The organism is Caulobacter sp. P1_D6 (assembly GCF_056406095.1).
Genome location: NZ_JBFUAW010000055.1, coordinates 1 through 22,601, shown reverse-complemented (window position 1 = coordinate 22,601; position 22,601 = coordinate 1). Strand labels below are relative to the sequence as shown.

General features: G+C 67.2%; 20 protein-coding genes and 1 tRNA gene. 9 read left to right on the top strand and 12 right to left on the bottom strand.

What is annotated here, in order from left to right; translation table 11 throughout:
* On the bottom strand, positions 1 to 503 hold a 503-nt coding region (locus AC1DYP_RS23130; protein ID WP_477048312.1), incomplete at its 3' end, for a hypothetical protein.
* Positions 504 to 755: 252 nt separating this feature from the next.
* Between AC1DYP_RS23130 and gatB the strand changes: the two genes are divergently transcribed.
* Complete coding sequence (gatB, locus tag AC1DYP_RS23125) at positions 756 to 2,249, top strand: Asp-tRNA(Asn)/Glu-tRNA(Gln) amidotransferase subunit GatB (RefSeq protein ID WP_477048311.1); 1,494 nt, start codon at positions 756 to 758, stop codon at positions 2,247 to 2,249.
* A gap of 77 nt (positions 2,250 to 2,326) precedes the next feature.
* Here the strand turns inward: gatB and AC1DYP_RS23120 are convergent, their stop codons facing one another.
* Both AC1DYP_RS23120 and AC1DYP_RS23115 read right to left on the bottom strand, forming a co-directional pair.
* On the bottom strand, positions 2,327 to 2,689 hold the full coding sequence (locus AC1DYP_RS23120) for a proteophosphoglycan 5 (RefSeq protein ID WP_477036176.1): 363 nt from the start codon (positions 2,687 to 2,689) through the stop codon (positions 2,327 to 2,329).
* 179 nt (positions 2,690 to 2,868) lie between these two features.
* Positions 2,869 to 3,429, bottom strand: coding sequence for an RcnB family protein (locus AC1DYP_RS23115; protein WP_477036175.1), 561 nt, complete (start codon positions 3,427 to 3,429; stop codon positions 2,869 to 2,871).
* A 201-nt stretch (positions 3,430 to 3,630) separates the two neighbouring features.
* Here AC1DYP_RS23115 and AC1DYP_RS23110 point away from each other — a divergent pair, with 201 nt between their 5' ends.
* Complete coding sequence (locus AC1DYP_RS23110; protein WP_477048310.1) at positions 3,631 to 4,356, top strand: glutathione S-transferase N-terminal domain-containing protein; 726 nt, start codon at positions 3,631 to 3,633, stop codon at positions 4,354 to 4,356.
* Positions 4,357 to 4,551: 195 nt separating this feature from the next.
* Entirely contained in the window at positions 4,552 to 4,830 is a 279-nt protein-coding gene (locus AC1DYP_RS23105; protein WP_477036173.1) for a sel1 repeat family protein, read from the top strand.
* 44 nt (positions 4,831 to 4,874) lie between these two features.
* Here AC1DYP_RS23105 and AC1DYP_RS23100 read toward each other — a convergent pair whose 3' ends face one another.
* Positions 4,875 to 5,615, bottom strand: coding sequence for a polysaccharide biosynthesis/export family protein (locus AC1DYP_RS23100; RefSeq protein ID WP_477048309.1), 741 nt, complete (start codon positions 5,613 to 5,615; stop codon positions 4,875 to 4,877).
* An 84-nt stretch (positions 5,616 to 5,699) separates the two neighbouring features.
* Between AC1DYP_RS23100 and AC1DYP_RS23095 the strand changes: the two genes are divergently transcribed.
* From AC1DYP_RS23095 to AC1DYP_RS23080, 4 genes are all read left to right on the top strand, one after another.
* Complete coding sequence (locus AC1DYP_RS23095; protein ID WP_477036171.1) at positions 5,700 to 7,199, top strand: GumC family protein; 1,500 nt, start codon at positions 5,700 to 5,702, stop codon at positions 7,197 to 7,199.
* Between the two features lie 104 nt (positions 7,200 to 7,303).
* Positions 7,304 to 8,005 carry a P-loop NTPase family protein gene (locus AC1DYP_RS23090; protein ID WP_477036170.1) on the top strand — a complete coding sequence of 234 codons (702 nt, stop codon included), beginning with the start codon at positions 7,304 to 7,306 and terminating at the stop codon, positions 8,003 to 8,005.
* A 53-nt stretch (positions 8,006 to 8,058) separates the two neighbouring features.
* Positions 8,059 to 9,261 (top strand): O-antigen ligase family protein, encoded by a 1,203-nt coding sequence (locus AC1DYP_RS23085; protein WP_477048313.1) that lies wholly within the window; start codon positions 8,059 to 8,061, stop codon positions 9,259 to 9,261.
* Between the two features lie 173 nt (positions 9,262 to 9,434).
* Positions 9,435 to 9,779, top strand: a complete 345-nt coding sequence (locus tag AC1DYP_RS23080; RefSeq protein WP_477048308.1) for a hypothetical protein — start codon at positions 9,435 to 9,437, stop codon at positions 9,777 to 9,779.
* Between the two features lies 1 nt (position 9,780).
* Here the strand turns inward: AC1DYP_RS23080 and AC1DYP_RS23075 are convergent, their stop codons facing one another.
* The 5 genes from AC1DYP_RS23075 to hfsE form a co-directional block, all read right to left on the bottom strand.
* Positions 9,781 to 9,951, bottom strand: coding sequence for a hypothetical protein (locus tag AC1DYP_RS23075; RefSeq protein WP_477048307.1), 171 nt, complete (start codon positions 9,949 to 9,951; stop codon positions 9,781 to 9,783).
* 97 nt (positions 9,952 to 10,048) lie between these two features.
* Entirely contained in the window at positions 10,049 to 10,822 is a 774-nt protein-coding gene (gene hfsH / locus AC1DYP_RS23070) for an oligosaccharide deacetylase HfsH (protein WP_477048306.1), read from the bottom strand.
* Positions 10,822 to 11,745, bottom strand: a complete 924-nt coding sequence (gene hfsG / locus AC1DYP_RS23065; RefSeq protein WP_477048305.1) for a polysaccharide biosynthesis protein HfsG — start codon at positions 11,743 to 11,745, stop codon at positions 10,822 to 10,824. The genes hfsH and hfsG overlap by 1 nt, the downstream gene beginning before the upstream one ends.
* Positions 11,742 to 13,184, bottom strand: coding sequence for a polysaccharide biosynthesis protein HfsF (gene hfsF / locus AC1DYP_RS23060; protein WP_477048304.1), 1,443 nt, complete (start codon positions 13,182 to 13,184; stop codon positions 11,742 to 11,744). The genes hfsG and hfsF overlap by 4 nt, the downstream gene beginning before the upstream one ends.
* Positions 13,185 to 13,193: 9 nt before the next feature.
* The gene (gene hfsE / locus AC1DYP_RS23055) at positions 13,194 to 14,651 is read right to left on the bottom strand and encodes a polysaccharide biosynthesis protein HfsE (RefSeq protein WP_477048303.1); all 1,458 of its coding nucleotides are present in this window, start codon (positions 14,649 to 14,651) and stop codon (positions 13,194 to 13,196) included.
* A gap of 196 nt (positions 14,652 to 14,847) precedes the next feature.
* On the opposite strand from hfsE, the gene AC1DYP_RS23050 reads away from it, so the two are divergent.
* Positions 14,848 to 14,938: transfer RNA gene (locus AC1DYP_RS23050), tRNA-Ser, on the top strand.
* A gap of 340 nt (positions 14,939 to 15,278) precedes the next feature.
* Here AC1DYP_RS23050 and AC1DYP_RS23045 read toward each other — a convergent pair.
* From AC1DYP_RS23045 to AC1DYP_RS23035, 3 genes are all read right to left on the bottom strand, one after another.
* Positions 15,279 to 18,227 carry a TIM-barrel domain-containing protein gene (locus tag AC1DYP_RS23045; RefSeq protein ID WP_477048302.1) on the bottom strand — a complete coding sequence of 983 codons (2,949 nt, stop codon included), beginning with the start codon at positions 18,225 to 18,227 and terminating at the stop codon, positions 15,279 to 15,281.
* Between the two features lie 235 nt (positions 18,228 to 18,462).
* Complete coding sequence (locus tag AC1DYP_RS23040) at positions 18,463 to 20,433, bottom strand: glycoside hydrolase family 127 protein (RefSeq protein WP_477048301.1); 1,971 nt, start codon at positions 20,431 to 20,433, stop codon at positions 18,463 to 18,465.
* Between the two features lie 193 nt (positions 20,434 to 20,626).
* Complete coding sequence (locus AC1DYP_RS23035) at positions 20,627 to 21,403, bottom strand: FadR/GntR family transcriptional regulator (protein WP_477048300.1); 777 nt, start codon at positions 21,401 to 21,403, stop codon at positions 20,627 to 20,629.
* Positions 21,404 to 22,131: 728 nt separating this feature from the next.
* Here AC1DYP_RS23035 and AC1DYP_RS23030 point away from each other — a divergent pair.
* The coding region (locus AC1DYP_RS23030) for a TonB-dependent receptor plug domain-containing protein (RefSeq protein ID WP_477048299.1) at positions 22,132 to 22,601 on the top strand (470 nt) is incomplete at its 3' end.

Genomic DNA, 22,601 nt, shown 5'->3' with positions numbered 1-22,601 from the left:
ACCGGGGGCGGGGCGGGGGCCGCGACCGGAGCCGGAACCGTCGCGCTGACGTTCGACGAGGCCGACTCGGCGTCGGTCGCGGTCGCCGGGGCCGCGCGGCGAGCCGGAGCGGCGCGCTTGGCGGGGGCGGTAACGCGCGGCGGCGCGGTGGTCTCGGCGCGGGCCACCTGGGTCGGCGCCGGAGCGGCGGGCGTCGCGGCGGCCGGAGCCGGCGTCGGCATAGGCGCCGGCGGCTGGGTGGTCGGCAGCGGTTGAGCCTCGGCCACCTGGGCGGGCAAGGCCTCGTCGGTGGTCGGGGTCTGGGCCGGTCGGCTCATCATCCCCCAGGCCAAGGCACCGGCAGCGACAGCCAGAACGGGCAGACCCACCATCAGCGGCAGGTTCGAAGACTTCTTCGTGGGCTTGCGAGCATAGACGGGCGCGTTCGGAAACAGCGGCGAGTTTTCGACGTTGGTCGGGCGAGCGGTATAAGGTTCGGCGGCATCGAGGTTCAGAACAGCCATGATTTCCTCCTGAGAGATATTCGAATTCGAGGAATCAACGGTGGGCTGCGGTAGCGGTTCCGCTGTTCTCGGAATGGTGCCGATTTTGACGAATTGCCGCCATAATTCGGAAAGCATGAAATGAACCTCGCTCGTGTTCGGGGAGGCGTGGCCCGCAAGCCGGAGGCGTGCGCGAAGCGTCGCCCTCTCTCCTCAAAACTCGCCGGCCTCTCAGGCTTTTTCTCTCGGGGTCCACGGTGTAGACAGGCGGCCATGACGCAAGATTCCAAAGTGATCCAAGGCCGCACCGGCCCCTGGGAAATCGTTCTCGGCCTCGAGGTCCACGCCCAGGTCGCCAGCGTGTCCAAGCTGTTCTCCGGCGCCGCCGTCGGCTTCGGCGCGGGTCCGAACCAGCAGGTCAGCCTGGTGGACGCGGCCATGCCCGGCATGCTGCCCGTCCTGAACCGGTTCTGCGTCGAGCAGGCGGTGAAGACCGGTCTTGGCCTGAAGGCGCAGATCAATCTGAAGAGCCGCTTCGACCGCAAGAACTACTTCTATCCCGACCTGCCGCAGGGCTATCAGATCAGCCAGTTCGACCAGCCGATCGTCGGCGAGGGCGTGGTGACCGTCGAGCGCGACGACGGCACGACCTTCGACGTGCGCATCGAACGCCTGCACCTGGAACAGGACGCCGGCAAGTCGCTGCACGACCAGGACCCGAACGCCACCTATGTCGACCTGAACCGCGCGGGCACGGCGCTGATGGAGATCGTCTCCCGGCCCGACATGCGCACCTCGGAAGAGGCCGCCGCCTACGTCAAGAAGCTGCGCACGATCCTAGTCTATCTGGGCACCTGCGACGGCGACATGGAGAAGGGCAACCTGCGCGCCGACGTCAACGTCTCGGTCTGCCGCCCCGGCGACTACGAGAAGTTCCGCGAGACCGGCAGCTTCAAGCACCTGGGCACGCGCTGCGAGATCAAGAACGTCAACTCGTATCGCTACATCCAGCAGGCTATCGAGTACGAGGCCCGTCGCCAGATCGAGATCCTGGAAGGCGGCGGCAAGATCGACCAGGAGACCCGGCTGTTCGACCCGAACAAGCTGGAGACCCGCTCGATGCGGTCGAAAGAAGAGGCGCACGACTACCGCTACTTCCCCGATCCCGACCTGCTGCCGCTGGTCCTGGACCCCGCCTGGGTGAAGGAGATCGAGGACACCCTGCCGGAACTGCCGGACGCCAAGAAGCAGCGCCTGCAGAGCCAGTACGGCCTGTCGGCCTACGACGCCGGCGTGCTGATCATCGAGGCCGACCGCGCCGACTATTTCGAAGCCGCCGCGAAAGGCCGCGACGCCAAGCTGGTGTCCAACTGGGTGACCAACGAGCTGCTGTCCAAGCTGTCGGCCGGCGGGCACGAGATCGCCGCCTCGCCGCTGCCGTCGTCGGACATCGCCCAGCTGGTCGAGCTGATCGAGAACGGCACCATCTCGTCGAAGATCGCCAAGGAGGTCTTCGAGCACATGTGGGCCGGCGAGGGTCGTCCAGCGGAGATCGTCGAAAAGCGCGGCTTGGTGCAGATCAACGACACCGGCGCCATCGAGGCGGCGATCGACGCCCTGATCGCGGCCAACCCCGACAAGGCCGAGGCGGTGAAGGAAAAGCCCCAGGCCATCGGCTGGTTCGTCGGCCAGGTGATGAAGGAGACCGGCGGCAAGGCCAACCCGGCCACCGTCAACGAACTGCTGCGGAGCAAGCTGGGGCTCTAGCGCTCGGCCGACCGCGACAAAGACAAAGGGCCCGCCGCTCGCGCGACGGGCCCTTTTTTATCGGTGGAATGCCGGCTTTACGGCTTGGGCGTCTCCGAGGCCGCGGCGCCCGCCGGGTCGGCTTCGGCGCCGGCCGGCTTCTTGTGCTTCTTGGCCTTCTTCTCGGGCTTGGCGTCGGCGGCGGGAGCCGAGGCGTCGGTCGAGCTGTCGGAGGCGGTTGCCGAGCTGGGCGTGCCGCTGGCGCCGGCGCTGTCGGCGCTGGAGGGCGGGGCGGTCGCCGGGTCCGTGCCATAGGACGGCGACGTCGTGGACGAGGAGGGCGCGCTTTGCGTGGTCTGGGCCGTCGGATCGGTGGGCGCCGTCTGCTGGGCCAGGGCCGACCCGGCGAAGCCGGCGAGGGTCAGGGCGGCGACGGCGGCCGGGATGCGGAGCTTGGTCATGGAAGCGTCTCGTTACTGTCGCGTCGGAAAGTGACACGGCCGGAACGCTGATCCGCGAATGCGGTGGGAATAACCCGGCAATCGGGCGATCTCGCCGCATGCGCGGCGAGTATGCGGCGAATGGCGACGCTTCCCGAGAGTTTCGAAAAGCGCCGCCAACGTCGTCAGGTCTACACCATCTAGTTGTTGATGATGTCGAAGATCAGTCCGGTTGCAATCGCCGCCAGGACGTAGTCGTTGCCGGCGCGATACCAGTAGTAACCGCGCGGCGGCGGGCGCAGGCGATAGTATCCGTAGTCATGGATGACATAGGTGTTGCCGCGATAATAGGGCGGCAGGTAGCCGCCGCGACGCCAGGCGTTGTAACCGGGGCGATACCCCGGGCGGCCATAGTAATAGGCCGGCGGCGCGCCGTAGCTCCAGCGGTTGTTGTAGTAGTAGCCGTTGTGGCGGCCGTTATCCCAGCGGTTGTCGTGGCGATCCCAGCCGTTGTGGCGACCGTTGTCGTGACGACCGTTCCAGCCGCCGTCGCCCCGACCGTCATGACCGCCGCGACCGCCATGGTCGCCTCGGCCGTCGCCGCGACCGTCATGGCCGCCTCGGCCGCCGTCGTGGCGATCGCCTCGGCCGTCGCCATGGCCCCAGCGCCCGCGATCCTGGGCGGATGCGTCGCTTGCGGTGACGGCCATCGGGCCGGCCACGGCGGCCACGGCCGCGATGGTGAGCAACAAGCGCTTCATTCCGACGTCTCCTTCTTCGGTCAGCGGTCCGACAACCGCCTAATCCCTCGACCTTGAAGGCAGTTTCCGCCGCCGTGGCTGAACCTGATCTGAACGGCGCCGTCAGGCTGGAGCATGGCCGCCCTTGGCGACGGCGCGCGGCGGGACCATGTTGGTGGTCAAACGAAACGCCCCTCAAGCAGACATTCAGGGAGTCCGCCGATGAGCCGTCCGATCGAGCTGTACTATTGGCCCACGCCGAACGGCTGGAAGATCTCCATCGCCCTCGAGGAGATGGGCCTGCCCTACACGATGATCCCGGTGAACATCGGCACGGGCGAGCAGTTCAAGCCGGACTTCCTGGCCATCAGCCCCAACAACCGCATGCCGGCCATCGTCGATCCCGACGGTCCCGACGGCCAGCCGATCTCGGTCTTCGAGTCCGGGGCCATCCTGCAGTACCTGGGCCGCAAGACCGGCAAGTTCTACGGGACCAGCGAGCGTGAGCGGGTCGACATCGACCAGTGGGTGATGTGGCAGATGGGAGGCCTGGGTCCCATGGCCGGCCAGACCCACCATTTCCGCCAGTACGCGGCCGCCATCGTCAGCGACCAGCGCCAGATCGCCTATGGGGCCATCCGCTACACCAACGAGACCCACCGGCTGTACGGCGTGCTGAACAAGCAGTTGGACGGGAAGGATTTCATCTGCGGCCAATTGTCCATCGCCGACTTCGCCTGCTGGGGATGGGTCGTGCCGTGGAAAAATCAGGGCATTATTCTGGAAGAATTCCCGCATCTGAAGGCCTGGTTCGAACGCATGGCCGCCCGCGAGGCCGTCGACCGGGGCTTCAAGCTGGGGGCGGAACTGCGCCGCCAAGGCCTGCAAGCGCCCGGAAAAGCCCAGGAAGAGGCCCGAAAAGTGCTTTTTGGGCAGCGCGCCCGTTAACCTGCTGTATACGGCGGTTTACACGCAGTAACACCCGTGAATGCGACGTAATGTCTCTAAACGGTTTATGTATTCATGGCCTAGATTCATGATGTCGACGCCTTTAACTATATGTTCAGTGGCGGCGGACTTTTCTGTTCTCACAGCCAAGCGGAGCCAGAACGGCGACGCGGGTTGGGAAGGGGAATTGAAGCCATGATGATGAGTATCGAACCGCCGGCCGCCATCCACGGGATCCCGCTGCCGACCACCGACACCTCGGGCGACGAGCTGTTCCGTATGGGCCTGCTGTACTCGACCGGCCAGGGCGGCGCGCCGCTGGACTACGTGTCGGCCCACATGCTGTTCAACCTGGCCGCCATGCGCGGTTCGGTCGAAGCCAAGGTCTATCGCAAGGAAATCTCGCAGGAGATGGCCAGCGAGGACGTCGCCGAAGCCCAGCGCCAGGCGCGCGAATGGCTGGCCCACGGCTGAGCCTGAAGAGGCTCAGCCTGTTATTCCAGGTCGCGTGAAAGGCTTCAGTTTCCGCTGAAGCCGTTGACCGCGTAGCTGAAGCTGATCGGCAGCAGGTCCCTGAAGTACTGCTGCATGAACAGGCCCGCCTCGGACACCCCGCTGCGCGGCACGTAGACCACGTCGAACCGCCGGAGCGGCACCAGGTCCGTCCGGCCGTTGGTCATCCCCGTCAGCAGGTCCACCGTGCGCAGCATGGCCCGCCCGTTGGGACCGCGACGAATGATCACCACAGACGTGCGCTTGGCCGAGGTCTTGAACCCGCCGGCCTGGATGACGGCCCGCAGGGCGTCGCCGTCGCCGGCCATGTCGTAGACGCCCGGATTACCGACTTCCCCGCCCACGAACACCTTCAACGGCGCCGTCGCCTTGATCGACACCTGCACCTGCGGACGCAGCAGCTGGGTCGAATAGGCCTGGGTGAGCGCGCCTTCCAATTCGGCGATCGTTCGGTCGGCCGCCATCACCGGATTGATCAGCGGCAAAGCGACGCGGCCGTCCGGTTGGACCACCACGGACTTGTTCAATTCGCTCGCCGAGGGCACGGTGATCTCGACTTCGTCGCCCGGGTAAAACCGGTAGTCCGGTTCCTGATCCGACCAGTCGGCATAGCCGATATCGGAAAAAGTGGCCGTCGGACGGGCCGTGGGCGTGATCGGTTCGCGATCCACGTGGCCGCAGGCCGAGAGCCCGATCGTTGCGAAGGGCAGGGCGAAAGCCGCCGAAAGGATGGTGCGCCTGTGCATGCGACAAGTCTTAACAGATATAGGTAACGAAGCCTTAAGCCGCCAACGGCCAGGGTGCGACTGGGGACAGTCAGTCGGATTCCTATGTCAACCACGAGCGCCTGGAGCAGCGTGCCGCACGACCCGCCGTCGCGTAGCGACTGGGCGGCGCGTGCCCGCTATGCGCCGACGGATTTCGTCACGCTTCTGTGGCGGGAGCGTTGGTTGATGCTGGGCGTGTTCCTGGCGATCTTCCTGCTGGGCCTGGCCTTCTCCACCACGATGAAGAAGACCTACACCGCCCAGTCCAGCCTGTTCGTCCGCCTGGGCCAGGAATATGTCTACGAGCCCCGGGCCGGCGACGCCGCGCGCGGCGCGGTTCCCGATGTCGACCAGGTGATCCAGTCGGAATCCGAGATCCTGGGCAGCGGCGAACTGCGCGAGCGGGTGATCCGCAAGGTCGGCTTCGGCAAGATCTTCCCGGGCAGCGGGACCAAGTACGCCGTCGCCTCGCCGGAGGGTAAGCGCAAGCTGATGGCCGAGGGCCGAGACGCCCTGGCCCGCAACCTGAAGATCGAGACCGCCCCCGACAACTCGATCATCCGCCTGGCCTACGCCAACGAAGATCCGGAAATCGCCGAGAAGGTGCTCAACACCCTGCTCGAGGAATACCTGATCTATCGCCGCAGCCTGCTGATCGGCTCCGGCGACAACGGTCTGGAGCGCCAGCGCGACCTGTTCGCCCAGAAGCTGGCCGAGAACGACACGGCCTATCAGGCCTTCCTGTCGGGCAACGACATCGGCGACTTCACCGCCCAGAAGACGGCCCTGACCCAGCTGCAGGCCCAGGCCGAGTCGCAGAAGTACGCCACCGAGGCCCAACTGCAGGACCGCATGGGCCGCCTGGCCGCCGTCCAGGCCGAGTTGGCCCGGACCCCGGCCGACATGGTGCTCTATCGCGACAGCGACACCTCGGCCTCGGCCAAGCTGGCCCAGCTGAAGCTGGACCGCGAGGGTCTGCTGGCCCGCTATCGCCCCGACGCCCAGCCCGTCCGCGACATCGAGGCCCAGATCGCCCAGTTGGAGCAAGGCGTGGCGTCTGGCCGCACCAACGGCGACGGCGCGCGTCGCAGCGGCCCCAACCCGATCTGGCAGACCCTGCAGTCCACCCGCAACGACCTGACCGCCGAGGTCGCCGCGTTGCAACAGTCGCTGGCCGCCTACACCCAGCAGGTCCAGGACGTGAACCAGCGCCTGCTGCGCCTCTCCGAGCTGGAGCCGACCTTCAACCAGCTGTCGCGCGACCGCGACGTGCTGTCGACCAACGTCCGCGACTTCACGGTCAAGGAACAGCAGGACCAGGCCCAGCGGCAGATGTCGGCCCAGGGCAGCGACAACATCCGCATCGTCCAGCGCGCCGTGGCTCCGTCGACGGGCAAGAGCCTGAAGAAGCCGATCATCGTGCTGGCCTTCCTGTTCGCGGCCTTCACCGCCGCCTGCGCGGGCCTGGTGCGCATGCTGCTGCGCCCCGGCCTGCAGACCCCGGCCTCGGCCTCGCGCACCCTGGGCCTGCCGGTCCTGGCGACCGCGCACTACAAGCGCTGACCCCAACTGGCTTTTGAGCAGGGGCCTGGGCGCTTTCGTCGCCTTTCACGCGAGCCCGTTTGGGCATTAGGGTAAATGCTCAGGAACGGGCGGCGATTCGGCGCATGGTGGATTTGAACGTCGAGATGGCTGAGCTGTGGGGGAGCCTTGGCGCCCCCGCGCCCGGCCGCGCGCACGTCATCCAGTTCGTCGCCGCGCGACGCGGGGAGGGCACCTCGACGGCTGCCCGCGAATTCGCCCGCTTCGCCGCCAAGCGGGCCGGCCGCAAGACCTGGCTGATCGACATGGACCTGGTCACCTCGCCGCAATACCAGGCCATCGCCGGCGATCCGGAACGCTACGGCGCCCTGGGCCGCGGTGCGCCCGCTTCGCCCGACGGTTCGGCCTTCTTCACCGTCCAGCCGCCGGCCCCCAAGCCGGGCGGCGGCGTGTGGCCGGACGCCAAGTACCTGACGGCCCACAGCGTGGGCGGGCCGCGCTTCTGGGTGACGCGCTTCAACCGCGAGGCCCTGCGCGGTCGCCAGAAGGTGCACATCCTGCCCGGCGTCGAATACTGGGCCGCCCTGCGCCGCCACGCCGAGATCATCGTCGTCGACAGCCCCTCGGCCGACCGCTCCCAGGCCGCCCTGACCCTGGCCCAGCACATGGACCAGACCGTGCTGGTGGTCAGCGCCCAGCAGCCCGACGTGCGGCCGCCGGGCCTGCTGCGCGACGCCCTGGCCTCGGCCGGCGGACGCACGGCCGGCGTGTTCTTCAACCAGGCCTCGGTCCAGCCGCCGAAGTTCCTGAAGGCCATTCTGCCTTGACCTCCGCCTACGGAGCGGCGCCCGCCGCGCCGACCCGGCTGACCTTCCTTCAGATGGCGTTGTGGGCGCTGCCGGTCCTGGCCCTGCTGCTCTACAGCGGCGGCTGGGAGCTGCCCCTTGTGGGCGAGAACGCCACCGAGGCCGGCTCGGCCATCCTGCGCGTCGGCTACCTGCCCGCCTACGCCGCCGGTTTCGCCCTGATCGCCCTGCGGCCGGGCTCGACCCTGCGGGTGGTCATCCGTCAGCCCTTCCTGATCGTGCTGCTGCTGGTGGCCGCGGCTTCGGTGTTCTGGTCGGTCAATCCGGACCAGACGGCCCGGCGCGGCTTCGCCCTGATCTGCACCACCCTGGGCGGGATCGCCCTGGCGGCTCGGTTCCGCTGGCCTCAACTGGCCGAGGTGGTCGGCGCGGCCTTCGCGGTGCTGATCGTCGCGTGTTTCGTGGTCTGCCTGGCCGTCCCGCGCATCGGGGTGATGACCGAGCTGTTCCCCGGCGCCTGGCGCGGCCTGTGGCGCGAGAAGAACGGCCTGGGCGGCAACATGGCGTTCGGGTTCTGCATCCTGTCGGCGGCGGCCCTGCTGAACCCGCAACGGGCCCGCCTGTGGTGGACCTTCGCGGGGTTGGCCCTGGTGCTGGTGCTGATGTCCACCTCCAAGACCTCGCTGGTGTCGCTGATGCTAGGCGTGGCGGCGATCGGCTTCGTCTGGATCGCCCGCCGAGGTCCGGCCATGGGCGCGGCCGCCACCTGGACCGGGATCACCGGCGTGGTGCTGCTTGGGGCCTTCATCCTGTTCGCCTCGGACGTCTTCTTCGCGATCCTGGGCAAGGACGCCACCCTGACCGGCCGCACCAAGATCTGGGCGGCGGTGATGCGCGAGATCGAGGACCGGCCGTGGCTGGGCTTCGGCTACCAGGCGGTGTGGGGCGACAAGTCCGGCTGGGGGCCGTTCGCCTGGATCAGCAAGAACGCCGGCTTCCAGGCCCAGCACGCCCATAACAGCTGGCTGGAGCAGTGGCTGGGGATGGGCCTGCTGGGCCTGGTCGCCTGGGGGCTGTTCTACCTGCAGGCCATGACCCTGGCGGTGATCGCCGTGTTTCGCGACCGGGGCGCGCTGCTCGCCTTCCCGTTCCTGGTCGTCTACAGCCTGGTGGCCCTGACCGAAAGCATCGCGGTCACCTACAACGACTTCCGCTGGGTGCTGTTCGTGGCCTTCGCCGCCAAGCTGGCTTTCCCGGACCGCGAGGTCAGGGCCTAGGCGCCTGGTGCTCGACCCTGCTGATCACCCGGAATGCCGATCTCATCGCCGGGCGCCCGAAAATCGAACAAGTTTCCGACGGACGCGCGCTCGGCGAACAGCCACGCTTTGGCGGACCCGAAGGTGTGGGATTCATCGGGCAACACGCCGTCACGACTTGAGAGAGCAAAGTCATGCGCCCCATTCGTCATCTCGCCGCCGTCATGGTCGCGGTCTTCGTCGGCGGAGGCGCCGCGCTGGCGCAGTCCGCGCCGCCGCCGCCGGCCGCCGCCGAACCCCAGGCCGCCCAGGCCCTGACCATCGATACGCCGCTCGAGGTCGTGACCGCCACGCCCAAGGCGAAGGCGGTTCTCGACGCCGACATCCCCGGGCTGACCGAGCACCCCCTGTACGACAAGTTCAAGACCGACAGCCTGCGCGCCCTGGCGCCGAAGTTCGGCGGCGCCATTTCCGAAAAGGACCTGGCCAAGGTGCAGGCCGACCTGGCCGCCCTGTCGCCGACGACGGCGTCCCGCTAGATCAGGATTTCGGGGCGAGGTCCGGCCGCGACGCCAGGAAGGCCGCCCGCTCTTCGTCGGTCAGGACCTTGGCGGTCTTGCGCCGGGCGACCATCGGGGTGGGGCGCGCGTAGGCCCCGGTTGGAGCTTGCGCGGGCTTGAGATCGGCCAGGCGTTTGATCGGCGGCTTCATCTGTTTTCCCTGAAACGGCTGAGTCGGGACCGAGTGAAGACTATGCGGCGGGCCGTGACGATCACATGACCCGGATTCTCTCGCCGTGGGGAGGGTCTCAGGCCCCGATCCGCCGCGCGCCTTCGGCCACAGTCACCACGTCGAATCCCGCCATCATCGCGCCGTCGACCAGCCGCTCCAGGGCCGCCGTCGTACAGCCCCACTGCGAGGGCTCGGGCGCCACGTCGTGGGTGTAGAGGATCAGCCAGGCCTTGCGCCGGTGAGCCTTGTCCAACCAGTCCAGGGCGACCTGCTCGCCGTCCTCGCCCTCGATGCCGACGGCCGGGGCCTGGTTGAGGTCGGCGCCGGTGGCGATCAGGCCGTGGTGCAGGGCGCGCAGGGTCTTGAAGCGCCCGGCCAGGGCGGTCTTGGCCGGCGAGGCGACGTCGCCATAGGGGTAGGCGAAGCTGGTCGGCGCGCCCGTGCCCCACTCGGCCAGATGCCGGGCGTTGAGGTCGACGTCGGCCAGGGTCTCGGCCTGCGAGGCCTGGCCGCAGTCCAGGTGCGAGAAGGTGTGGCAGGCGATCTCGTGGCCGGCGGCGTGCAGGCGGGCGGCGTCGGCTCCGGTGGCGAAGCGGCCCATCGGTCCCTCACGCCCCGTCAGGCCGGCGGCGAAATAATAGGTGCCGCGCAGGCCGCGTTGCTCCAGGACGCGGGCCCCGGCCTCGCAAGCCGTGGCCGGGGCGTCGTCGAAGCTGAACGACACCATCGGCCGCTCCAGCTTGACCCGGGCCGGGCGGCGATGGGCAAGGCGGATCAGCCGGCGCCGGACCTTGCCCTTCAGGCTGCGGTCCGGCTCGTAGGCGTCGACTTTCTCGAAGGAGGTCTGCATCAGACGGCGTCCGAATAGAGGGCGGCGCGATAGAGCCGCAGGGCGAAAGCGCGAAGGGGCGTTGGGCCGGCCTCGTTGAGGGCCACGGCCTTGAGCATCGGCCGCCAGACCCCGCGCAAGGGCGCGAGCTTCAGGGCCTTGGCGGCCTTGTAGCTGGGATAGGCGCTGACCACCTCGCGGTGGCTGGCGACCACCCGGGCGAAGTTGGCGGCCGACTGCTCGTACTTGGCGGCCAGGACCGGGGCGGTGTCGAGACCCAGGTGGGTGGCCGAGTTGTCGATGTGCAGGATCGGATAGAACCGGGCCACGCGCAGGGCCCACTCGACGTCCTCCCAACCCCAGCCGGCGAAGCCTTCGTCGAAGGCCACCATCTCGAACACGTCGCGGCGCACCAGCAGGTTGGAGGTGAAGACGTGCTTGGCGGGTTCCCGGGCCCGTTCCGGCGCCGGGGTGCAGTCGCTCTTCAGCGCCATGGCCCGGTGCAGCTCGTGCTCGGGGCGACGCGGGGTCTGATCCAGGGTGAAGCCGCCGAACGCCACCGCCACGTCGTCGTCGGCCACGGCCGCCCAGCGGGTCAGGAAGTCCTTGGGATCGGGCAGCATGTCGCTGTCGAGGAACAGCAGGTGCCGGCCCCGGGCGTGCTGGGCCAGGCGGTTGCGGCCCTTGGCGCGGCCCTCGTTGGGCGACAGCACGATCAGCCGGGCGGGCAGGTTCAGCTTCTCGATCCGGCCGGCCATGCGCCGGGTCAGGTCGGCGTCGCCGCCGCCGTCGTCCAGCAGCACGATCTCGGCGTCGGCGCCGCGCTCGTCCAGGGCCTTGAGCAGAGCGCTGGGATCGTCGCGATAGGTCGGGATCAGCACCGACAGGCGCGGCGTGGCCGCTGCCCAGGCGGCGTTGTCGACGAGGGTTTCAGTAGCGGTCATGCGGGCTTCAGCCGGCGTTGGAGGATGTCCATGGCCCGGCCTCGCAGGCCGCCGGCGTCGAGCGCCAGGACGACCACGCCATAGACCAGGGCGCCCACGGACGCCTTGAGGATCAGCTCGACCACCCCGCCGAAGGCCGGCACGACCAGCACGGCGGCGGCCATCAGGGCGCAGGCCAGGCCGGACTTGGCCAGGCTGGCCCACGGCACGGGCAGGGGGCAGATGCTGCGGCCCAGGATCGCGGCGGCCACGGCGCCGACGCCATAGCTGGCGGCGGTCGACCACAGGGCGCCGTCCAGGCCAAAGCGCGGGATCAGGGCCAGGTTCAGGACCACGTTGGCGCCGGCGGGAATGGCCATGCAGACGATCAGCATCAAGGTGCGCTTGCCCAGGGTGAAGGCCTGCAACAGGTAGTAGGTGGTCACGCCCGACAGCCAGCCGGCCACGGCGATCCACGGCACGACGGCGCCCGCGCCGGCGCTGAGCTCTGCGCCGACCATCACGTCGGCCAGCGGACGGCCGACCAGGGCCAGGCCGACGGCGGCGGGCAGGGTCAGCAGCACCATGAAACCGGCCTGTTCGTGGGCGGCGTCCTTCAGGGCGGGATGGCCGCCGCGCTCCAGCGCCGCGACCAGGGCGGGTCCGCCCGCCATGCCCAGCCAGATGAAAACGACGTCCAGGGTGCGGGAGCCCAGGGAATAGCCGGCGTGATAGACGCCCACCGCTTGTTCGTCGAGGAAGGCGGCCAGCAGGAAGCGGTCGGTGGTCGACAGCACCAGGGCTAGGATCAGCGACAGGGCCACCGGCAGGCCGTAGGCGGCGTAGGCCTTGGCCATCGTCGGGTCATAGCGGCCGCCCCTGGACCGGCGCAGGTCGGCCGGCAGCACGAACACCAGGCACAGCAGCGAGATCGCCCCCATGCCCAGCAGCGGCGCGGCGCCGCCCAGGCCGACCAGGGCCAGGACCAGGCCCAGCAGGAAGCCGCCCACGGTCTGGACGATGTCCAGCAGGGCCGCGCCGGACACCTCGCCGGCGGCGCGGCGGCGCTCCTGGGACAGTTTGGTCAGGCTCTTGACCACCACGGCGGCGAAGGCTGCGGCGGTGGCCACCTTCAGCGGGGCGGAGAGGGGCGCGAAGCGCAGCACGCCGGCGGCGACGATCGGCACCACCAGGGCCAGGCCGAACCACAGGCGGTAGAGGGTGGCGAAGTGATCGGGCAGCCGGCCGTCGGCGTCCTGGCGGGCGTGGAAGCGGGCCATCGCGGCTTCCGTCCAGGTCAGCAGGATGGTCTGGGTCAGGCTCAGGGCCGAGAAGGCCAGGGCATAGACGCCGTACTGCTCGGGCGTCAGGACGCGGGTGAACAGGACGATGGTGAGCAGCCCCACCACGCCCTGGGCGATATTGACCGGCAGATATCCGAGTACGCCACGCCAGAACATGTCTCGTCCTCAGCGCACCGCCGACCGGTCCCCAAGCAGGCAGGGGATGGTCATGGCGATGATGTAGAGGTCCAGCCAGAACGACTGGCGCTCGATGTATTCGACGTCCAGGGCGACGCGCTCCTGAACCAGCTCGGCAGTGTCGACCGGGCCGCGCGAGCCGTTGATCGCCGCCCAGCCGGTGACGCCGGGCTTCATGCGGTGGCGGTGGGCATAGCGGGCGACCAAGGTCTCGGACTCGACGTCGCCGCTCTTCATGCCGATGGCGTGGGGGCGGGGGCCGACCATCGACATCTCGCCGCGCAGCACGTTGAACAGCTGGGGCAGCTCGTCGAGGCTGGTCTTGCGGATGAACTTGCCGACCTTGGTGACGCGGTCGTCGTCGGCGCTGATCTGGCGGACCGCCTTGGCGTCGGCCATGTCGTGGCGCATCGAGCGGAACTTCCAGACCAGGATGGCCTCGTTGTTGAAGCCGTGGCGGCGCTGGCGGAAGAACACCGGACCGGCGCTGTCCAGCTTGATGGCCAGGGCGACCAGCAGCATGATCGGCGCGGCGGCCATCAGGCCCAGCGACCCGATCGTCAGGTCTTGGGCGCGCTTGACGATGGCGCGGCGGGCGTCGGGCGCGGCGCCCGACAGGTCGACGAAGTGGGCCAGCGACGCGTGGCGCTGGGTTTCGCGGTTCAGGTCGACGAATAGGCTGACCGGATTGGGCAGGACTTCCAGACGTTCGACCAGCTGGGCGACGCGGGCCTGGGCGGTGGAGGTGACCGCGATGATCACCCGGTCGACATACGGCATGATGCGGTGGTCGATCAGGGCGGTGGTGTCGCCCAGCACCGGCACGCCCAGCACCTGGGCCGGGGCGCGGTCGGCGCGGTCGTCGAACACGCCCAGCACGTTGACGTCGCCGGTGGCCAGGGCGCTGCGGATGAAGCGCTCGGCGTTGACCGTGGCGCCCACGACCACGACGTTCGGGGTCAGTCGGCCGTCGCGACGGCCATGGTCGACCGCGCGCCACCAGGCCACGTGCAGCAGGGCGGTGGCGAGGGCCAGGGCGATCCCCCAGCCGGCCAGGAGGGTGGTGTCGAGCTGGCCGCGGCCAAAGATCAGAGTGGCGAGCAACACGACGACGCCGACCACGCCGAAAGCGGCCGACACCCGCAAGGCCTGACGGCCCAGGGTCTCGCGGCGATGGAAGGTGTAGGCCTCCAGCAGATAGAGGGCGGGCAGCAGGGCCAGGGCCCCCAGCACCAGCGGGGCGAAGACGTCGGGCGTCGGGCGGGCGACCCCGATCGTGGCGGCGGTGACGCCGGCGAAGACCAGGCCGTCGACCACGCGGAACATCCGCGACAGGCTGCGCACTTGCATCCGAGCCCGGGCCGGGACCAGGCGGCCGGGTCGGAACGGGCCGCGCCGCCCGACGCCCTCGGCCGCCTCGTCCTCGATCACGAGCCGCGGCGCCATGGGTTGAGCGTCGAGCACGGCGACGCCTTCGCGTTCCGGCGGATGTGCGATAGCGGACGACATGGAAGCCCCGAGCCCTTTGTAGAACAGGGTTCACACTAGTCTCGCGGTCTGAGCTTCACGTTAACGCGGATTTTTCGAGACAGCGCGTTGTCATGCCGCCGCGAACAGGCTATCGAACCGCTCCCTCTCAGGAGGAGACGTGGCCGAGAGGCTGAAGGCACCGCTTTGCTAAAGCGGCATACCCCAAAAGGGTATCGAGGGTTCGAATCCCTCCGTCTCCGCCAACCTCACAACGCATTGATTTTATCAAAAAATTCGATCGAGTTCGATTCCTCATCTAGAGGATCGAATGATGGTGCTTCATTGATCACGGGAGCGCACCAATTCAAACTGTCCTTAAAGCGCTTGATATTGCTCGCAAATCCAACTGAGCGACCGCGTTCCCAAAATTTATGTCAGTTCGGTCCAGCTTCCCAACGCGACCTCAAGGTGGATGGAACCGCCGGTAGGGCCAGCGGCAGCACCTGGCGCATTTCGAACATAGTCGCGCTCGGGATCAGCGCGGGCTGGCGCGGCGATACCGAGCGACATGGCTGAGGGTGGCTGTCAAAGCCGCTTGGTCCGTCAATCTCTCGCCAGATCACCGTCGTTGAAACGCACCACCTTCGCGCGCCCATCGTATGCAACGGTCCGAACGGCGCGCGCCGCCCCGCCTGAGGTCGAACCCATCGCGTCGATGACGACGATGTTGAGCGTTCGCTGTTTGACCATGCCGACAAAGGCGCCGCGCCGCGGCCCCACCGTCAGTGTTCTCTTTGCATCGTTCCAACTGAGGTCATAGCGAACGGACTGCCCTTTCTCGTAGGCATAGGTTTCGTTGTCGTCCTCGTAGAGCGTGAACTTGCCGTCCGCGCCCGGATAGACGCGGACCTCATAGGGCGCGTCGGGGCGCTCGGTCGCGTACTGCACGACCGGCCCCATCGGGATGATCGCCCCGGCCCGAGCATAGAGCGGCACGACGTCGAGCGGCGCTTGGCGCGCGACGGTCTGTCCGCCGCCATACCGCTGGTTGCTCCAGAAGTCGTACCAGTCAGCGCCCTTGGGCAGATAGGTGCGCATCGTCAGGTCGCGCGGGGCGCTGAGCACGGCCGCGTCGCGCTTCAACTCGCTGGGCGTGCGCCAGACGAAACGGAACACGCGCCCGCCCTCGGGATGGGAGAACTCCAGCCGGACCGGCAGCTTTTCGCCCTTCTTGAGCGTGCGCCGCACCAGGCGCGTGCGGGTCGCCGCCCGGGTCCACTCGTCGACAACCGTCTCACCGCCCAGGGCCAGACGCATCCCGTCATTACCCGTCAGGCCGATCTCATATTCGCCGTCCTCCGGCGCGATCAGGTCGCCTTCCCACCGCGCGGAGAAGTGGCTCAGCGAGGTCAGGCCCGGCGGAAGCTCCGCCAGGGGCGGGTCGGGCCAGGTGTGGTCGATCTTCATATCGACCGCCTGGCCGCGCGGCGTCTCGAAGTTCTCGCCGGAGAAATATTGCACGGCCAGGCCTGGCCTGCCGTCGGCAGCGCGCAGGTATTGCGCCGGCACGGTCGTGGGGATGGATGGAAGGATGTTGTACATTGCCCGGGTGACGGGGTGGACCAGCAGCGAGGGTCCGAACATGAAGCTGTCGTTGATGTTGAACGTCGCTGGATCCTGGGGAAAGTCCATCGGCAGCGCGCGCATCAGGGTGTAGCGATCGGCCGTGACCTTGGCGCTCAAGCTGTAGGTGTAGGGCAGCAGGCGATAACGCAGCTGCGTCGTCTCCAGCAGCGTCTTGTAGACCGGCGGATCCAGCGTCTTGAACAGATAGGGCTCACGTTCGACGCTGGTGCCGTGGACCCGCATGATCGGGTTGAAGGCGGCATATTGGAACCAGCGCGCGTAGAGCTCGCGCCAGGCAGGGTTCTTCTCGCCGCCCGGAAAATCGGTGACGAAGAAGCCGCCCGTATCCTGGGTCCAATAGGGATTGCCGGTGATCGTGACGTTGACGCCGCCGGCCACCTGCTGAGCGAAGGTCTTCCAGCTGGCGTAGATATCGCCCGACCATGAGGCCGCGGCCGTGCGCTGAGCGCCGGCCCAGGCCGATCGGGTCAGAGTGAAGACCCGCTTGTCGCTGGTCGCACGCTGGCCCTTGTAGGTCCCTTCGGTCGTTAGCAGCGAATAGGGGTTCAGATACCGCGTGAAGTCGCCCATGGCGTTGGCGCCCAGCGCCTTGGTGTCGCGGACATTGTCGGCCGGATTCCACATCGCCGAGCTGACCTCGACCTCGGTCCCGTCCATCCAGAGCGCGTCGACGCCCTTGTCGAGCAGGCCGGACTTGATGTGCTTGAAGTAAATCTCGCGGCCCTTGGGGCTGTAGGCGTCGTAGACGCGCGCTTGCTTGGAAATCCAGTGCAGAGGTTTGAAGCGCAGATTGTACTGGTCGAGCTCGCGTCCGAGCGCCGTGTCGTTGCCGACCGAGGGCCAGATCGAGACCATCAGCTTCATGTTGAGGTCGTGGATCGAGCGGGTCATGCCGACGGGATCGGGAAACCGCTTGGGATCCCAGGTCATGCCCGACCAGGTTCCGTCCTTGTCGCCGCCCCAATACTGCCAGTCCTGGACGATGTAATCGAGCGGGAAGCGTTCCTTGCGAAAGGTCCTGGCGACCTCCAGGAGGCGGTCCTGGGTTTTGTAGCGCTCCTTGCTCATGAACAAGCCGAACGCCTGCTTGGGATACATCGGCGCATCGCCGGTCAGCCAGCGATAGGCGCCGACCACGCCGTCCATCGTGTCGCCGGCCATGAAATAGTAGTCGACGCCGCCCGGCGCGCTTTCCGCCCAGAGGCGCGCGCTCTGCGCATCGTCCTTGAAGCGCATCTGCGAATAGGTGTCCCAGAGGACGCCGTAGCGCTCGGTCGAGACCATCACCGGAATGATGATGCCGACATTGGTCTGGACGAGCAGCAGGTCCTTGCCTCGACGGTTGACCTCGTCGTCGCCGGTGAAGCCGAAGCCGTAGAGGCCTTCCTCGGGTTTGAGCGTGAAGCGGTTTTCCACTTCGTAGGTCGGCGCGCCGGAAATGACGCGTCGATCGATCGACTGGGGCGCGTCAGGCTTCTCGCGGGTGAGCAGTCGGCCGGAGGCGTCGTAATAGGTCAGCGCGCCGGCGTGCTTGTCGATCACGACGCGCAGCTTCTCGCTGATCAACTCCAGCGCGCCGGCAGTCTCTTGCACAGTGAAGGGCGCGGCCTCGGGTTGGCGGATCACCACCAGGCTTGGCGCGGTCCAATAGGATTGGCCGAGATTGGCGTTCACCCGTACGACGGTGGGCGAATAGAAGACCACCGACTTGGTGACGCCGTTCAACTGGAACTGCACGCCGTTGCGCAGCCTCATAAAGTGAAAGGCGGCGTCGCTGGCCGGCGCGATGGCCCGCAATTGACCCAGAGGGTCAAGGCCGGCGGGCGGCGTCGCCGGCTCTGCGAACGCCACAGCGGGGGCGGCGAACAAGGCGATCGCCCCGGTCGTGATCATCCAACGCGCCATCGTGATAGGCCTCTCTTGTCGCTAGATCGTGGTCAGTGGTCGAAGCACCGGACGAGCTTTGACGGCATGGGCCGTCGCGGTTGGGGCGCTGTGCATGCCGCCGAGGCGGATTGGCGACAGCGCGTCATTGCGGTGCGCGAGGGTCGCCCTCATCGCCGTCAGGCCGCATTTGGTGCGAGCCCACGCGGCGCGGGCAGGGAGAAGACGAAGGTCGTCGCGCGTTCTCATCTGGTCGCTACGCGCTGGTCTTCGAGCTTGGCGATTTCATCGGCCAGTAGATCGCGTACCGTTCGTGCGCGATGCGATGATAAGGGATCAACCGCACGGGCCGCTGCTGCGTCGACAGGGCCGTGAACTCCAGCGGCCGATTTCCCGGGCGCAAATGGCTCGCGATCGTTTCGGGCGCGCCGGCCAACCTCGGCATGTCGAACGGCGCGTCGTTATAGGCCCCATACTTGCGTTCATTGACGACGATGTCGGAGCCCGGCGCCAGGCCCTCGCGCCCCAAGGCGCCCGCGAGCACCAACGGCCCGTAGGTGAAGGCGACGATGTCGGGCGCGGCGGGCGCGCGCTGCACGGCCGCCTCCATCGTCAAGCGCAGCTCCACTTCGTCGCCGTTCCTCCAGGTCCGCGACAGCTCGACATAGCTGCCCGGATCAGCCGATCGCGTCGCTTCGACGCCGTTGATCAGGACGACCGCGGCCCGGCTCCAGTGAGGATGGCGCAGCTTTAGAGTCGCCTCGGTCGGCTGTTGCAGCTTCCATCGCAGCGTGGTCGTCGGCGCGTCTGGGAAGACCGTGCTCTGGGTGAGCACCGCCCCCTTTTCCTTCCACTTCACCGACGAGGGCACGAAGAGATTCACATAGATCGCGCTGTCGTCGTGGAAGTAGATCGAGTCGCGATACTTGACGTGGTTCTCCATGCCCGTGCCGGTGCAGCACCAGAAAGAGTCCTCGGGCGTGTGATAGAGCTTCATGTAGCCTGGCCGCGCGCCCTGGAAATAGGTCGCCATGCCGCTGTCGGGGTCTTGCGAGGCCAGGATGCCGTTGTAGAGCGTGCGTTCGTAGTAGTCGGCATAGACCGCTTGCGGGTCGTGCAGGAACAGGGCGCGGGTGAGCTTGAGCATGTTGTGCTGGCAGCATGTCTCTGAGGCCTTGGCCGAGAACACGTGGTCGGCGAAATCGGCCATCGGGAAGAAGTGCTCATTGTCGCCGTGACCTCCGGTGGCGAAGGCGCGTGTGAGCGCCACCGTCTTCCAGAAGAACACCGACGCGTCCCTGTATCCGGGATCTCCTGTCACTTCCCAGACACGCTGGAAGCCGACGATTTTGGGCAACTGGGTGTTGGCGTGCAGACCGTCCAGAGTGTCCCGGCCACGCGCGAGCGGCGTCATGATCGCCTTGTGCGAAAACCGCTCGGCCACGTGTCGGTAGTTGGCGTCGCCGGTCATCACGTAGAGGTCGGCGAAGACCTCGTTCATCCCGCCATGCTCGGTCTCCAGCATGGTTTCGAACTGTGCATCGCTCAGCGGCCGGGTCGCCACGACCGCCCAGTCGGCGAACCTGATCAGCACCGTGCGCGCGGTCGGGCTGTCGGTCAGCATCGCGGCGTCGCGCAGACCGGCGTAGATTTTGTGCAAGGTGTACCAGGGCACGCCCGTGATCTTTTCGCCGCGCAAATGGGCCATGACCAAGGCCGGCCCGTCGGGAAAGGCGCAGACCAGTCCGGAATTCGCCGCCTTTTGGCACTCGGCCAATTCGCCGACGATGTATTCGGTTCTGGCCTTGAATCTCTGGTCGCCCGTCGAGCGGTAGGCCAGCGAGCAGGCCGACAGATAGTGCCCTAGCGTGTGGCCGTGACAGTTGATCTCCGCCCAGGTGGGCTCGGACTCCCAGCCGCCGTAGACCGGCGCCTTGGCCTTGAGGCCCGCATTGACCCGGAAATTATGCAGCATGCGATCGGGCTGCAGCGCCAAAAGGTAGGCCTCGGTTTTCCGTTGGGCGTGGAGGAACGGGCCCTCGTCCAAGGTGACGTCGGCAAGGTCGAACGCTCGCAGCTTGGCTTGCGGTCGGCTCGCCAATGGTCGCGATGTTGGCGTGGCTTGCGCCCCGAACGTCGGCCCGGCGGCTACCAGCGCGCCGGCCCCCGCACTGGCGCCCGCGAGAAAGACCCGGCGCGAATGGTGCGCGCAACAACGATCGACCATCGAAAACCCTAACGCTTCTGGCTACTTTTGTCGGAGTATTGGTAGCGCAAACATTCTGAAATGCGAGAGCGGAAATTCCGCACGTTCGTGGCGCCGACTTGTGTTGCGATCGGTCTGAGGATTCGCGAGGCGTCTTGCTGCCAATTGGGAGATGGATTTCCGCAAGGGCCCGCGCAGGCCAGGCCAGGCCAGGCTAGGTAGGGGAGGGCAGGCGTGTATCGATCGACAACCGGCTTTTCCAGGCCAGCCCACGTCTCAGGCTTTCGCGATTGGCTTGGTGCAGCCGCTCGGCCTCCTCGGCGTCCAGGACGCTGGTGAGATAGGCGTTGAACAGGGCTTTAGCGGCGCTCCGCGCCGCGCCAGGATCGCCAGCCTCGACCGCTCGGGCCACCAAGCCTTGCAGGTGGCTAAAATCGATTGCCGATTGGTTGATAGCGGCGGCGAACAGCGCTCGGAGCGTCGGCCGGGTCAGCGCCAAAGCCCACAGGTTTCCAATCGAGGCGATGAGCGCGCCATTGCCTGTCGCGCGCGCCAGGTCGAGATGGAACTGGCGAAAATCTAGAAGATTCGGGGCGCCGCCGGGCGGCTTGCAGACGCTGCGCTCGCCGCGCAATCCGGCCGCTAGAACGATGGACTCGACCTCGAACACGCAGCAGGCTTCCAGCAAGGCCACTAGGTCCACGGAGGCGTTGAAAAGATCCTCGACGGATACCTCCCCGCCCAGGACCCTGGTGCCCACGCTGCGTCGCGGCTCAACCAGGTCCAGGCATTGCAGAATGGTCAGCGCCTCGCGTAGCGCCCCGCGACTTACCGGGAATTCTCGCAGGAGCTCCTGCTCGGTCGGCAACCACGACCCGCGCTTGTAAGCGCCGCTGTTGATGCGCGTGATCAATTCAAAGGCCACCCGATGAGGAGCTCGACGACTCGAAGAGGTGATCTGCACGGCGAGCAAAGAGGTGAACGCGCTCATCGCGGACGCCTCCGGTCGGGCCGCGCGCCAGGCGCGCCCGTTGTCCCAGCCATCTTGCAATTGTCCAAACCACCTAGCCGTCGCACGCCGGTGGGAACTTGCGGACGTGGCCGTCGGTGCGGCGCCCATGCGGCCGCTGGCCGCCGGCGCCCTAAGACGGGCCGGCGGCCAAGCCCGCGCGTCTTGCCGCTCACGGAGGCGATGAGGTTGTCGGCGCGCGGCGTCTCGTCAGCCGCGGCCCGCCATTCGGCTTTGATCCCGAGAGCCGTCCTCACTCTATTTCGCATCGACAAGATTCTTCCCGTGCCCGCTTGTCCGACAAATTGCGCAGCTTGAACCTTGCCAGCTCGGCAAGAAAAACTACCGGCGGGTGGGGTGTCCAGGGCAATTGTCGGGAATTTTCCAACATTAAGCTCATATTGGCCAGGGAAGGTTGTGATAAATTTCCCACGACTTCGTAGAATCGGTACCGCTACCATCGCGGACTTGTTCGCGTTTTTGACCCTGAGCGAACGCCGTTAGTCGTTATGTTGTTGAAATTGTAACAAGATTGAAATGCCACAACTGGTCAGGCCAGCTGTGATCTGTCCTGGCCACATTTAGTCCGACATTATTGACGGGCGACGCGCGGTGGCGAAAGGATCGTCATGCTGTCGGAACGGCGGCGATCAAGATCAAAAGCAAGGCCGCCGTCACGTTGCGGCTGCTGAATTGGGAGGGGACATCACATGCGAACGCTTGGGATTACTGCGCGTCTGGGGCGCGCGGCGCTTTTAGGGGCGACCATGCTTTCGGGGCTCGTCGCGGTCGAGGCCCACGCTCAGACCGCGCCGGCGGCGGGCGCGCCCAGCAGCGATACGGTCGAAGAAGTGGTCGTCACTGGCTATCGTCGCAGCTTGGCGCAGTCGACGGTCGCCAAGCGCGAGTCGACCAGCTTCGCCGACACGATCTTCGCCGAAGACATCGGCAAGTTCCCTGACTCCAACATCGCCGAGTCGTTCAACCGCATTCCCGGCATCACCATCACCCGCGACATCACGGGCGAGGGCACGAATGTCGCCATCCGCGGCCTGGGCTCGAACTTCACCAACGTCACGCTGAACGGCGCCTCGATCGCGGTCGCCTCGTCGGGCCCGACCGACGCGCAAGGCACCGACCGCTCGGTCGACCTCAGCTTCTTCCCGACCGACCTGTTCAC